Here is a 12317-nt window from a genome sequence, read left to right as displayed (position 1 = left end):
AGTGCCAGAACGGGTTTCGCGCCCGTCCGTGTCCACTGCGTCAGTGCTTCGGGAAAACCCCCGAGTATGACGTCGGGCGTAATTGTCGGACCCGGCGGGTAAATTGCATACGGGTGCCTTGACCGCTCGCCGTCTACAGGCGAGCGCCGGTGCGTTAGTGGTGCCCACACCGCAGGGAGGTTTTCCCGCGGACCGTATTACTTAGGAGTGGAAGTTGATCGATCGGCTGGTAGTCCGCGGCGCCCGCGAGCACAACCTCAAGGGCGTGGATATCGACATCCCGAGGGACTCTCTCGTGGTGTTCACGGGACTGTCCGGCTCCGGAAAATCCTCCCTCGCCTTCGACACGATCTTCGCCGAGGGGCAGCGCCGGTATGTCGAGTCGTTGTCCGCTTATGCCCGCATGTTCCTCGGCCAGATGGATAAACCGGACGTGGACTTCATCGAGGGGCTGTCTCCTGCGGTGTCCATCGACCAGAAGTCGACCAACCGCAACCCACGGTCCACGGTCGGAACGATCACCGAGGTGTACGACTACCTCCGTCTTCTGTACGCACGCGCCGGGACGCCGCATTGCCCGACATGTGGGGAGGTTATCGCCCGCCAAACCCCTCAGCAGATCGTCGACCAGATCCTCGAAATGGAGGAGGGCGCGCGGTTCCAGGTACTCGCTCCCGTCGTCCGCACGCGCAAGGGCGAGTTCGTCGATCTCTTCGAGGACCTCGCCTCGCAGGGCTATGCCCGCGCGATGGTCGACGGGGAGCGGATCCAGCTGAGCGAGCCGCCGAAGCTCAAGAAGCAGGAAAAGCACGATATTGACGTCATCGTCGACCGGATCTCGGTCAAGGCGTCGTCGAAGCAGCGCATCACCGATTCGATCGAGACCGCGCTGCGCCTTGCAGAAGGAATCGTCGTCGCGGATTTCGTGGACCTGCCGGATGATGATCCGAACCGCGTACGCAGCTTCTCCGAGAACATGGCGTGCCCCAACGGTCACCCGATCGGCATCGATGAAATCGAGCCCCGTACCTTCTCCTTCAACAGCCCATATGGCGCGTGCCCGACGTGCGATGGCCTCGGTGCCCAGCTGGAGGTCGACCCGGAACTCGTCGTGCCGGACCCCGAGCGTTCGCTCGCCGGTGGCGCGATCGCGCCGTGGACCGGCGGCATGTCCCAGTCGTACTTCCAACACCTGCTCAAGGGGTTGGCGGACCACATGGACGTTTCTATGGACACGCCCTGGAACGAGCTGCCGGAAAAGGTGCGCAAGGCGGTTCTCGGCGGGGCGCCGATCAAGGTGCGGGTAAGTTTCAAGAACCGTTTCGGCCGTTCGCGCTCCTATGACGCCAAGTTTGAGGGCGTCATGCCATTCCTCAAGCGCCGGCTGTCGCAGACCGATTCCGAATCGCAGAAGGAGCGATACGAGGGATACATGCGCAATATCCCGTGCTCGTCCTGCGGCGGCACGAGGCTGCGACCGGAGATCCTCGCCATTACCCTCGCCGGCGCCGGCGGCCAGGACAAGTCGATTTCCGATGTCACGAGGATGTCCATCGCCGACTGCTCGGAGTTCCTCAACAAGCTCACCCTCGGTAAGCGCGAGGAGATGATCGCGGGGCAGGTGCTTCGCGAGATCCAGGCGCGGTTGACCTTCCTTCTCGATGTCGGACTCAATTATCTCTCGCTTGATCGCGTTGCAGGCTCCCTGTCGGGTGGCGAGGCCCAGCGCATTCGACTCGCAACGCAGATCGGTTCCGGTCTCGCGGGCGTGCTGTACGTACTCGACGAGCCCTCGATCGGCCTCCACCAGCGAGACAACCGCAAACTCCTGGATACGCTGCAGCGGCTGCGGAATCTCGGCAACACACTCATCGTCGTCGAGCACGACGAGGACACGATTCGCGCCTCGGACTGGATCGTCGATATCGGGCCGCTCGCAGGAGAGCACGGCGGAAAGGTCGTGCATTCGGGCACCTACAAGGAGTTGTTGAAGAACCCCGAATCGCTCACGGGTGACTACGTTGCCGGCCGCAAGTCGATTCCGCTGCCTGCCCGTCGTCGCGCCTCGAACCAACCGCGCTCGCTGTACGTTCGCGGGGCCCGGGAGAACAACCTCCGCGATATCGATGTGCGTTTCCCCGGCGGCGTGCTCTGCGCCATCACCGGTGTGTCCGGTTCCGGAAAGTCCTCGCTCGTCAACGACATCCTCGCGATGACGCTGAGTAATCAGCTCAACGGCGCGCGGCAGGTGCCGGGGCGCCATCGCCGCATCGATGGCGTCGAGGATTTCGACAAGCTGGTTCAGGTCGACCAGTCGCCGATCGGGCGCTCGCCGCGATCGAACCCGGCCACTTACACCGGTGTATTCGACAAGATCCGCGGCCTGTTTGCGGCGACAAATGAGGCGAAGGTACGCGGTTATGGGCCCGGCCGGTTCTCGTTCAACGTCAAGGGCGGTCGCTGCGAGGCATGCCACGGCGACGGCACGCTGAAGATCGAAATGAACTTCCTGCCGGACGTCTATGTCCCGTGCGAGGTGTGTGGCGGCGCCCGCTACAACCGGGAAACTCTCGAGGTCCACTACAAGGGTAAATCCATCTCCGAGGTTCTCGAGATGCCGATCGAGGAGGCAGCGGATTTCTTCGAGCCGATCACCTCGATCCACCGGTATCTCAAGACGTTGACGGAGGTCGGGCTCGGCTACGTGCGGCTCGGACAACCCGCCACCACGCTGTCGGGGGGCGAGGCCCAGCGCGTCAAGCTCGCCGCCGAATTGCAGAAGCGGTCAACGGGCAAGACGGTTTACATCCTCGACGAACCGACCACCGGGCTCCACTTCGAGGACATCAACAAACTCCTGCGCGTGCTCCAGGGACTCGTCGACAAGGGCAACACCGTCCTCGTTATCGAGCACAACCTCGATGTCATCAAATGCGCGGACTGGGTCATCGATATGGGCCCCGAAGGCGGCAGCGGCGGCGGATTGCTTGTCGCCGAGGGAACGCCCGAGCAACTCGCGAAGGTGTCGGAAAGCTACACCGGGCAGTTCCTCGAAGAGGTCCTCGCCGGAGCGGACCCCGTGCCGGTCGAGGTGTACGAGGAAGAAGCCGCGAGCCCGGCGTCGCCCGCGAAGAAGGCCGGCGCGCGGAAGACGACGGCAAAGAAGTCCGGAGCAAAGGCGACCGTCTCGGCAAAGTCGACCACCACGGCGGACGCCGGCACGAAGGCAGCGAAGAAGGCGCCAGCGAAGAAGGTGGCCGCGAAGAAGGCGGCTCCGGCTACAGAGAAAAAGGCGCAGTCCGCGCGCTCGAAGGCGCGCAAACTGCGCTGAGGTGACGGCGGCGCTCGGCTATGGCCGGGCGCCGCAACGAGTAGGTGCTAGTAAACCTTCCCGGTGAACTTCTCTCCCGGGCCCTGGCCGGGTTCGTCCGGGATCGCGGAGGATTCGCGGAAGGCGTGCTGAAGTCCCTGAAGCCCATTGCGGATGTTGTTCGCCTGAGGGCCTAGATACTCCGCCGAACCTGCAACGAGGCCTGCGAGGGCGTCGATCAAACGGCGAGCCTCGTCGAGGTCGAGACTGGGGCTCGAGGCGGGGTCGTCCGAAGACAGGCCGAGCTTCTCCGCCGCGGCGCTCATCAACACCATGATCGAGCGCAGGATGATCTCCTGGGCGGGAACGTCGGCAAGCTCGAAAACGTCGACATCATGCTCGCCATCGGAATGCTCGCCGTGCGCAAGTAGATCATCGAGATTGATATTGGGATCGCGTCCTTCGCTCATGCCTCAACTGTGCCACGCGCGCGGGCGCCCAGGGAAAACGTCCCGGCTCGCGCGTGCCGCGGTTTTGGGTGGGCACCGACCTTTTGTTAGTCTTACAGCACGACTAAAAGAGTGCGCCCTGTCCTGGGGCGCTGCTCACGCAAGTGGAGCCTGCTCCCACCATCCGGCACCGTAGATTCGGAAGCTTGATGGTTCACCGTAACCTCGCTCGAATCCATCGGGTGTGGTCTTTCGGTGCACGCAGGCCCATCTTCCCAGATGGGCCTTTCGCATTTGTCGGTGCGGGGATCCCCCCGCGCGGCGTCTGCGGGTGCGGGGCCATTTGCTACGTCGACCAGTGAATTGGCACTACTGAGGAGGCCCCATCAGCAACGAAGCCCGCATTAACGAACGAATCCGCGTCCCCGAGGTCCGTCTTGTGGGTCCGGGAGGCGAACAGGTCGGAATTGTTCGCGTAGAAGACGCCCTGCGTCTGGCTTACGAAGCTGACCTCGACCTCGTCGAGGTTGCACCGAATGCACGCCCCCCGGTGGCCAAGATCATGGACCACGGCAAGTTCCAGTACGAGGCAGCGCAGAAGGCGCGCGAGGCTCGTAAGAACCAGCAGCAGACCGTGGTCAAGGAGCAGAAGCTTCGCCCGAAGATCGACGACCACGACTACGAGACCAAAAAGGGAAACGTCGTTCGTTTCCTTGAAAAGGGCTCGAAGGTCAAAGTCACGATCATGTTCCGCGGACGCGAGCAGTCGCGTCCGGAGCTCGGATTCCGTCTCCTGCAGCGTCTCGCCGACGACATTGTCGACTACGGCTTTGTCGAGACGAACGCCAAGCAGGACGGTCGCAATATGACGATGGTCGTCGCCCCCCACCGCGGGCAGAAGACCCGTGCGAAGGCGCAGGACGCGAAGTCCCGCGGCAATAGCAGCAACAAGACGACCGAGTCCGACGCGCAGTAGCGCGCCCAAACCGAAAGCGCCCGCACCAGTGGCGGGCGCCCAGCAAGAGTGTCAAAGGATTTCCAATGCCGAAGATGAAGACCCACAAGGGCACCGCCAAGCGCTTCCGTAAGACAGGTAAGGGCAAGCTCGTCCGCCAGCAGGCCAACCGTCGCCACATCATGGAGAAGAAGCCGACCAAGCGCACCCGTCGCCTGGACGGACGCACGGCCGTCGCAGACGCCGACGCTCCTCGCATCAACAAGCTTCTCGGCCAGTAAGAACCGGCCGCTTCAAGAACATTCCGGCCGCGCAGCCTCGAAGGGCGCCGGCCCCGTAAGAAAAGGAATTACCCGTGGCACGTGTAAAGCGGGCGGTCAACGCCCAGAAGAAGCGTCGTACAGTTCTCGAGTCGACCAAGGGCTACCGCGGTCAGCGTTCGCGCCTGTACCGCAAGGCCAAGGAGCAGATGCTCCACTCGATGACCTACAGCTACCGGGATCGTCGTCAGCGCAAGGGCGACTTCCGTAAGCTCTGGATCCAGCGAATCAACGCCGCTGCGCGCTCCAACGACATGACCTACAACCGCTTCATCCAGGGTCTCAAGGCCGCCGGCGTCGAGGTCGACCGCAAGGTTCTCGCCGAGATCGCCGTGTCGGACCCGGCCGCGTTCACCGCGCTCGTCGAGACCGCCAAGAAGGCGCTTCCCTCCGACGTCAACGCGCCGGCTGCGTAACGCCAACACGGCGTAACGACGGTCGAGTGCCCATGGCATCGAACTCCAGCGGACGACCCGCGGACCCGTTCACCGAACGGACTCCGCGGGTCGTTTCTGCATCCAAACTCCACCGCGCCGCCGCCCGCCGCAAGGCCGGCGCCTTCCTCGCGGAGGGCGCCAATTCGGTCGAGGCCGCGCTCGGCGCGGGAGTGGCAAAAGAAGTATTTATGACGCCGGACGCGCTCGATCGCTTCGGCGCACTCGTCGGCGCAGTGTCCCATGCAGGGATCACGCTGTCCGCCGTCACAGAGCGGGCGATGTCGGGGCTGTCCGCGACCGTGACCCCGCCGGGGATCGTCGCCCTCTGCCGGTCCATCGTCCACGACGCCTCCGTGCCTACCACGGACGTCGGCGCAGGGACGCGACCGCGGATCGTCGCGATCGGGCAGGCCTTGGCGGAACCGGGTAACGTCGGCACCCTCATCAGAGCAGCGGACGCGCTCGGCGCAGACCAGGTGTGGCTCACCTCGGACTCCGCCGACCCGGAGGGGCCCAAGGCCGTGCGCGCCTCGGCAGGCAGCGTGTTCCACATGCCCGTAGTGCGGGGTATCCAGGTCGCCGATGTCGCCTCGCGCGCGTCGGACGCGGGGCTTGAGCTTCTCGTGGCCACCGGAGACGGCGACATCGACATCACCACGCCCGAGGGCCACGCCTTGCTGTCGGCGCCCACGGCGTGGGTATTCGGCAACGAGGCGCACGGCGTCGCTCCGGAGCTTCGCGACGCGGCGGATGCGCGGGTGCGTATCCCGCTGCGCGGCCGGGCCGAGAGCCTCAACATCGCCACCGCAGCGGCGATCTGCCTCCACTCCAGCGCGATCGCACATCCACCTGCGGGATAGATGCCCCGCATCCATTACTCTGGGACACTATCTAGGGCCTTCGCACGGCGAATTGCGCGAGGGCGGAGTACGCCGAAAGGGAGTGGACGACCGTGGCAGGTGACCGAGCGCCCGAGAACATCGAGGTGTCCGAGGACTCGTTGAACGCGCACGCGGAGGCCGCGGCTGCGGCGTTCGCGGCGGCTGGAGACCTCGAGGAGCTCGCCGCAGCCAAGTCCGACCACCTCGGCGACAAGAGCCCCATCGCGCTCAGCCGGCGTTCGCTTGGCTCTCTGCCCAAGGAACAGAAGGCGGCAGCAGGCAAAGCGGTCAACGCCGCGCGTCAGCGCGCCCAGCAGGCATTCGACGAGCGCCACGAGACTCTCCTCGCCGAACGTGACGCGGCCGTACTCGTCGCCGAGACCCTCGACCTCACCGTGCCGTCCGCCCGCGCACCGCGCGGCGCCCAGCACCCCGTGACGATCATCTCCGAGCAGGTGGCCGACGTGTTCGTCGCGATGGGCTGGGAGATCGCCGAAGGTCCGGAGGTCGAGAGCGAGTATTACAACTTCGACGCGCTCAACTTCCTTCCCGACCACCCCGCGCGCACGCTGCAGGACACCTTCCACGTGGCCCCGGAGGACAGCCGCCAGGTGCTGCGCACCCACACCTCGCCTGTACAGATCCGCACGATGCTCCATCATGAGCCGCCGATCTACGTCGCCTGCCCAGGCCGGGTGTTCCGCACCGACGAGATCGACTCGACGCATACCCCGGTCTTCAACCAGGTCGAAGGACTAGCGGTCGACAAGGGTCTGACGCTGGCGCACCTGCGCGGCACGCTCGATCACCTCGCCCGCGCCATGTTCGGCCCCGATTCGCGCACGCGCATGCGTCCGAACTACTTCCCGTTCACCGAACCGAGCGCCGAGGTCGACGTGTGGTTCCCGAACAAGAAGGGCGGCGCCGGCTGGGTCGAATGGGGTGGCTGCGGCATGGTCAACCCGAACGTGCTCACCGCGTGCGGCGTCGACCCCGAGGTCTACTCCGGATTCGCCTTCGGCATGGGACTCGAGCGCACCCTGCAGTTCCGCAACGGAATCTCGGACATGCGCGACATTATCGAAGGCGACGTCCGCTTCTCGCTCCCGTTCGGCGTGCGCGCCTAGCGCCTCCGACGTCATAACTGATCCAAAACCACCCACCGAAGCGAAAGGCGGGCACCCACCGTGCAGATCGCACAGTCCTGGCTGACGGAAATCCTGCAGCGAGCCAACGAAGGTTGGTCCGTGAGTGCAGCGGAGCTCGACGCCGGATTCGTCTCCGTCGGGCTTGAGGTCGAGGGCGAACCCGAAGCGCTGCCGGAGACCACCGGCCCGCTCGTCATCGGGCGCGTGCAGTCGATCGAGGAGCTTGAGGGCTTCAAGAAGCCGATCCGCTTCTGCCACGTCGACGTGGGTAACGACGCGCCGCAGGAGATCGTGTGCGGTGCACGCAACTTCGCCGAGGGAGACCTCGTGGTGGTCGCGCTGCCGGGTACCGTATTGCCCGGGAACTTCGAGATCGGCGAGCGCGTGACCTACGGCAAGCCGAGCGCCGGGATGATCGCCTCGGCGAAGGAACTCGGCATCGGCAACGACCACAGCGGGATCATCACCCTCCGGGAAGGCACCGGCGAGCCCGGCGACTCCGCGGTGGATGTGCTCGGTCTCGACGACACGGTCATCGAACTCAATATCACTCCGGATCGCGGCTATTGCTTCTCCGCGCGAGGCCTTGCCCGCGAATTGGCCTGTGGCTTCGATCTCGAATTCACCGAGCCCGCCGGCGAGCTTGGTCTCGGCGACGCCGAAGAGGCATGGCCCGTCCGCATCGACGAGGACGCCGACACCGTGCGGTTCGCCGCGCGAAAGGTCACCGGAATCGATGCGCGCGCCCGGACGCCGTGGTGGATGGTCAAGCGACTGCTCACCTCGGGCATCCGCCCGATCTCCCCGGCGGTCGACGTCACGAACTATGTGATGCTCGAGCTCGGCCACCCGATGCACGCCTTCGATGCGGACACCCTGCAGGGCGGGCTGCACGTGCGCTTCGCCCGCTCCGGTGAGAAGCTCGTCACGCTCGACGACCAGACTCGCACGCTCGATTCCGGCGACGTCGTGATCTGCGACGACCGCGGACCGATCTCGCTCGCCGGCGTCATGGGCGGCGCCGACACCGAGGTCGCGGGCGACACGACGAACGTACTACTCGAGGCCGCGGTATGGGAGCCGCTGCACGTCTTCCGCACGATCCGTCGGCACAAGCTCCCCAGTGAGGCGGGCAAGCGCTACGAGCGGTCCGTCGACCCCGGGATCACCATCGCCGCGCTCGACCGAGCAGCCACCCTCCTCGCCGAGATCGCAGGTGGCAGCGTCGAACCCACACTCACCGATATCGGCGGCGTCCCGGAAATGCCGACGATCGAGTTCCCGGCGGCGCGCCCCGACGAGGTGGCCGGTGTGGGCTACCCGAAGGGAACGTCCGAGCGGCGGCTGCGACAGATCGGCTGCGAGGTCGTCGCGGGCGACGAAGGAGTCCTCTCGGTGACCCCGCCGTCCTGGCGGACGGACCTGACGATGAACGCCGATCTCGTCGAGGAGGTGTTGCGCCTGGAGGGGCTCGAATCGATCCCATCGATTCTGCCGCAGGCACCGTCGGGCCGCGGACTCACGGCCGCTCAGCGCTCCCGCCGCGCGATCGGGCACGCCCTCGCGTACACGGGCCACGTCGAGGTCATCGCGTTCCCGTTCCTCAACCCCTCGGTGTTCGACGCCTTCGGCCTCGACGCCGACGACCCGCGACGCAACACCATGGAGCTACTTAATCCGCTCGATGCCGAGCAGGCGCATCTCGCGACGACCCTTTTGCCACCGCTTGTTGACGTCGCACGCCGTAACCTCGCGCGCGGCCGCCGCTCGCTGTCGATGTTCTCCATTTCGCAGGTCACCCAACGCACGCCCGAGACGCGCAGAATCGACGTGTTCGACGTTTCGGCGCGGCCATCGAACGCAGAGATCGAAGAGCTGAACGGCTCGCTGCCTTATCAGCCGCTGTATGTGGCGACCCTGTACTCCGGCGAGCGCGCGCCGGCCGGGCACTGGGGAGCGGGGCGCGTCGCGGACGCCCTCGACGCGGTGGAGGCCGCGCGAGAGGTCGCGCGCGGCGCCGGCGTCGACATCGAGATCCGTGCGGCGCAATACGCGCCCTGGCATCCCGGCCGCTGCGCGGAGATCGTCGTGCGCGACGAACGCGGCGAGCGCGTCGTCGGCCACGCCGGCGAGCTGCACCCTGCCGTGCTGGAACGTTTGGAGCTGCCGAAGCGCACGAGCGCAATGGAGATCAACCTCACCGAGCTCGGCGTGGGCGAGGTGCTCCCGGCGCCGGAGATCTCCGCCTATCCCGCGGTTCTGCAGGACGTCGCGGTCGTCGTCGATTCGGATGTGCCGTCCTCGGCCGTGCGAGACGCGCTCGCGGACGGCGCGGGGAAGCTGTGCGAGAGCGTTGAACTCTTCGATGTCTTCACCGGCGCGCAGGTCGGCGAGGGCAAGAAGTCGCTCGCATATGCGCTGAGTTTCCGCGCCCCGGACCGCACGCTCACCGAGGACGAAGCAAGCGAGATGCGCGACGCGGCAGTCCGCGCGGCAGGCGACAAGGTGGGGGCGGTCCTTCGTGGCTGAGCCCGCGAACGCCGAAACGGCCGGCACCGCGCTCGTACCGAGGGTGTTGTCCATCGCGGGCACCGATCCCACGGGTGGTGCGGGGCTGTTCGCCGATCTCAAGGCGATCTCCGCCATGGGTGGTTATGGCATGGGCGCGATCACGTCGATCACCGCTCAGAACACCACCGGCGTCCAGGGCGTGTACCCACAGCCCGTGGAGGTGCTGCTGGCCCAGCTCGAGTCGATCTCCGCGGATGTCATCATCGACGCGGTGAAGATCGGCATGCTCGGCGAGGCCGACACCGTCCGCACCGTGGCGGCATGGCTCGAGTCCGAGCGCCCGCCGATCGTCGTCATGGATCCCGTCATGGTCGCCACGACCGGCGGGAAGCTTTCCACAGACGACGCCACGGTGGCGCTTGTCGAGCTCGCGCGGAGCGTCTCGATCGTCACCCCGAACGTGCCCGAGCTCGGCATCCTGGCGGGGGAGGACACCGCGCCGGGAATCGATGACGTCGTCCGGCAGGCGACGAAGGCGCATGAGGAACTCGGCGTCGCGGTGCTCGCCACGACCGGCGACCTCGAGGACGCCAGCCACGCCGACATCCTCGTCACCACCACCGGGGGAGAGCTCAGTGTCGTCGAGCTTCCCTTTACACGTGTAGAGACCCCTCACACCCACGGCACGGGATGCTCGATGTCCTCCGCCCTCGCCACGGCGCGGGTCATCAGCGAGGACTGGCAACAGGCCTACGCCCGTGTGCGGCCATGGATGGACGGCGCGCTCCTCGGCGGCCTGGATCTGGACGTCGGCAAGGGGAGCGGGCCTCTCGACCACAACTGGTACCTCCACGCATGACGGCGGACCGCGCCACACACTAAACGTAAGTAGTTGCAAAATTACGTAAAATATTGCACAGTGGGCGCATGACGATTTCAATTGCAGTTGCCGGAGCATCGGGATACGCCGGAGGGGAGCTCCTCCGCCTTCTCCTGGACCACCCCGGGGTCCGAGACGGCAGCATCGAGATCGGCTCGCTTACGGCGAACTCCAACGCCGGCCAGCGCCTCGGCGATTCGCATCCGCATCTCATCCCGCTCGCGGATCGGGTGCTCGAGGAGACCACCCCGGAGATCCTCGCGAAGCACGATGTCGTCTTCCTCGGTCTGCCGCACGGGCATTCGGGAGAGATCGCCGCTCAGCTGTCGGAGAACATCCTCGTCGTCGACCTCGGCGCCGACCACCGTCTCGCGGACTCGGGGGATTGGGAGAAGTACTACGGCACCGAGCACGCTGGGACGTGGCCCTACGGCCTTCCCGAGCTTCCCGGTCAGCGCGAGAAGCTCGCCAACACCAAGAAAATCGCGGTCCCGGGGTGTTTCCCCACGGGTGCGACCCTCGCGCTCATGCCGGGCGTTGCGGGTGGCCTGTTCGGCGAGCAGATCACCATCGTGTCCGTCACCGGCAGTTCGGGCGCCGGTAAGGCCGCAAAGGTTCCCATGCTTCACGCGGAGGTGCACGGTTCCGTGAAGGCCTACGGCGTCGCCGTGCACCGTCACATCCCGGAGATCACGCAGAATCTCGGCTGGCTTACGGACTCCTCGCTCAAGATCTCGTTCACTCCGGTGCTCGCGCCGATGGCGCGGGGGATCCTCACGACCGCCGTCATTCCCACGACCCATTCGGCCGAGGAAATCCGTGCGGCCTATGTCGAGGCGTACGCCGAGGAGCCGTTCGTTCATGTTCTTCCTGCGGGCCAACAGCCCATGACGGCGAACGTGCTCGGCTCCAACTGCGTGCAGATCGGCGTCGAGGTGGACTCGACAGCCGGGACGGCGATCATCACCTCGGCCATCGACAACCTCGCCAAGGGCACGGCCGGCGGGGCGATTCAGTCGATGAACATCGCGCTCGGGCTCGAGGAGGCGGCCGGTCTTCCGCTCGTCGGCCTCGCGCCGTAGGGCGGGGTGCGGCATATGCCACAGCTTGAAGACGTGACCGAACTTGAATCGGTCGATGTGCGGCTTCTCTCGCTCCGGCCCGGAACCACGGCGCGGATTGACGTCGCCGGTCCCGATCGTTCGGCCGAACTGGCCTGGACTCGGCAGAAGGCCCATTCGAGGTCGCTGCGTGCCATCGTGGTGACCGCCGGGTGCCCGTCGATACCGGAGCACGGTTTCGACGTCGTCCACCGGATCGTCGAATCTGCGGCGAAGTTCGTCGGTGGGTCCCGCGGCACCGAGGTCGGCCCCATCGATGTCGCGATCTGCGGAGTCGCCGACCCGGGCGAGGTCGCGGAACACAT

10 protein-coding genes and 1 pseudogene are annotated in these 12317 nt (G+C 66.0%); 10 read left to right on the top strand and 1 reads right to left on the bottom strand.

Translation table 11 applies throughout. The features are described from left to right. Nucleotides 1–214: 214 nt before the first annotated feature. Nucleotides 215–3331, top strand: coding sequence for an excinuclease ABC subunit UvrA (uvrA, locus tag K8V11_RS12900; protein WP_303915032.1), 3117 nt, complete (start codon nucleotides 215–217; stop codon nucleotides 3329–3331). Nucleotides 3332–3378: 47 nt separating this feature from the next. Here uvrA and K8V11_RS12895 read toward each other — a convergent pair whose 3' ends face one another. Then, nucleotides 3379–3780, bottom strand: coding sequence for a DUF1844 domain-containing protein (locus K8V11_RS12895; protein ID WP_303915029.1), 402 nt, complete (start codon nucleotides 3778–3780; stop codon nucleotides 3379–3381). Between the two features lie 364 nt (nucleotides 3781–4144). Between K8V11_RS12895 and infC the strand changes: the two genes are divergently transcribed. From infC to K8V11_RS12850, 9 genes and pseudogenes are all read left to right on the top strand, one after another. Then, nucleotides 4145–4735: a translation initiation factor IF-3 gene (gene infC / locus K8V11_RS12890; RefSeq protein ID WP_303915082.1), complete on the top strand. Its 591-nt coding sequence runs from the start codon at nucleotides 4145–4147 to the stop codon at nucleotides 4733–4735. Nucleotides 4736–4800: 65 nt separating this feature from the next. Then, nucleotides 4801–4995, top strand: a complete 195-nt coding sequence (gene rpmI, locus K8V11_RS12885) for a 50S ribosomal protein L35 (RefSeq protein ID WP_067472959.1) — start codon at nucleotides 4801–4803, stop codon at nucleotides 4993–4995. Between the two features lie 74 nt (nucleotides 4996–5069). Further along, nucleotides 5070–5450: a 50S ribosomal protein L20 gene (gene rplT, locus K8V11_RS12880; RefSeq protein WP_303915023.1), complete on the top strand. Its 381-nt coding sequence runs from the start codon at nucleotides 5070–5072 to the stop codon at nucleotides 5448–5450. A gap of 32 nt (nucleotides 5451–5482) precedes the next feature. Further along, complete coding sequence (locus K8V11_RS12875; protein ID WP_303915020.1) at nucleotides 5483–6331, top strand: RNA methyltransferase; 849 nt, start codon at nucleotides 5483–5485, stop codon at nucleotides 6329–6331. A 92-nt stretch (nucleotides 6332–6423) separates the two neighbouring features. Next, the gene (pheS, locus tag K8V11_RS12870; protein WP_303915016.1) at nucleotides 6424–7479 is read left to right on the top strand and encodes a phenylalanine--tRNA ligase subunit alpha; all 1056 of its coding nucleotides are present in this window, start codon (nucleotides 6424–6426) and stop codon (nucleotides 7477–7479) included. Between the two features lie 60 nt (nucleotides 7480–7539). Next, nucleotides 7540–10029 (top strand): phenylalanine--tRNA ligase subunit beta, encoded by a 2490-nt coding sequence (gene pheT / locus K8V11_RS12865; RefSeq protein ID WP_303915014.1) that lies wholly within the window; start codon nucleotides 7540–7542, stop codon nucleotides 10027–10029. Further along, nucleotides 10022–10870 (top strand): bifunctional hydroxymethylpyrimidine kinase/phosphomethylpyrimidine kinase, encoded by an 849-nt coding sequence (thiD, locus tag K8V11_RS12860; RefSeq protein ID WP_303915012.1) that lies wholly within the window; start codon nucleotides 10022–10024, stop codon nucleotides 10868–10870. The genes pheT and thiD overlap by 8 nt, the downstream gene beginning before the upstream one ends. A gap of 68 nt (nucleotides 10871–10938) precedes the next feature. Beyond that, the gene (gene argC / locus K8V11_RS12855) at nucleotides 10939–11973 is read left to right on the top strand and encodes an N-acetyl-gamma-glutamyl-phosphate reductase (RefSeq protein ID WP_303915008.1); all 1035 of its coding nucleotides are present in this window, start codon (nucleotides 10939–10941) and stop codon (nucleotides 11971–11973) included. Nucleotides 11974–12006: 33 nt separating this feature from the next. After that, nucleotides 12007–12317: pseudogene (locus tag K8V11_RS12850) on the top strand (hypothetical protein); the annotation flags it as partial.

Origin of the sequence: Dietzia timorensis (assembly GCF_020742175.1) — a bacterium.
Taxonomy (GTDB): Bacteria; Actinomycetota; Actinomycetes; order Mycobacteriales; family Mycobacteriaceae; genus Dietzia; species Dietzia timorensis_A.
This window is presented reverse-complemented; position numbering and strand designations above follow the sequence as displayed.

Coding starts and splice junctions, on each gene's coding strand:
- K8V11_RS12895 (WP_303915029.1), bottom strand. CDS start 3,780: ATGAGCGAAGGACGCGATCCCAATATCAATCTCGATGATCTACTTGCG.
- rpmI (WP_067472959.1), top strand. CDS start 4,801: ATGCCGAAGATGAAGACCCACAAGGGCACCGCCAAGCGCTTCCGTAAG.
- K8V11_RS12875 (WP_303915020.1), top strand. CDS start 5,483: ATGGCATCGAACTCCAGCGGACGACCCGCGGACCCGTTCACCGAACGG.
- argC (WP_303915008.1), top strand. CDS start 10,939: ATGACGATTTCAATTGCAGTTGCCGGAGCATCGGGATACGCCGGAGGG.